Genomic DNA, 328 nt, shown 5'->3' with positions numbered 1-328 from the left:
GTGCAGCACCAGCTGGGCCTGCAGCGCGACGCCGACAACGCCCTGTTGCAGGCGGCCACGCTGGCCGACGGCCACGCCGAGCCGGGCTGGCGCATCGTGATCGGCCTGCTGGCGCGCGAGTTCGACGTCCAGCTGGGCATCCGCACCTCCACCACCTTGAACGATCACGCATTCTGGAGCTCGGCGCAGCTGGTCCAGACCCTCGCCGGCAACGGGCGCGCCGACGTCACGCGCAAGCTCACGGCCACCACGGCCATCCTGGCGCCGCTGCCGGCCCTGATCACGCAGCGCAACGACTACCTCGAGCGCCTGGCCGCGCTGCGTGATC

1 protein-coding gene is annotated in these 328 nt (G+C 72.0%); it reads left to right on the top strand.

The window, feature by feature from the left end; all coding sequences use genetic code 11:
• Positions 1 to 328: hypothetical protein (locus ACEN88_RS34905; RefSeq protein WP_413347008.1), on the top strand; the 328-nt coding region annotated here is incomplete at both ends.

The organism is Massilia sp. CT11-108 (assembly GCF_047302915.1).
GTDB lineage: Bacteria > Pseudomonadota > Gammaproteobacteria > Burkholderiales > Burkholderiaceae_D > Telluria > Telluria orientalis.
Note: the sequence above shows the minus strand (reverse complement) of the source record. Positions and strands in the feature narration are given on the sequence as shown.